Raw genomic sequence first — 258 nt, 5'->3', positions numbered from 1 at the left:
CCGGCAAGCTGGTGCTGCCGTGAGCGCGCTCTGGCCCCGCGGCTGGCGCGCCGCGCTGCCCGAAATGCTGCAACGCGAATGGGATGTGCTGGTGATCGGCGGCGGCATCACCGGCGCGGGCATCCTGCTCGAAGCATCGCGCCGCGGCTTGCGCGCGCTGCTGGTCGAACAGCGCGACTTCGCCTGGGGCACGTCGAGCCGGACCTCGAAGCCGGTGCATGGCGGCCGGCGGTACCTGGCCCAGGTACACGTGCGGCT

Annotated in this window: 1 protein-coding gene; it reads left to right on the top strand. The window is 72.9% G+C overall.

What is annotated here, in order from left to right; translation table 11 throughout:
- Positions 1 to 64 precede the first annotated feature (64 nt).
- On the top strand, positions 65 to 258 hold a 194-nt coding region (locus KVT32_RS30560; RefSeq protein ID WP_217619483.1), incomplete at its 3' end, for an FAD-dependent oxidoreductase.

Origin of the sequence: Achromobacter sp. GbtcB20 (assembly GCF_019091095.1) — a bacterium.
Lineage (GTDB): Bacteria > Pseudomonadota > Gammaproteobacteria > Burkholderiales > Burkholderiaceae_B > Achromobacter > Achromobacter mucicolens.
This window is presented reverse-complemented; position numbering and strand designations above follow the sequence as displayed.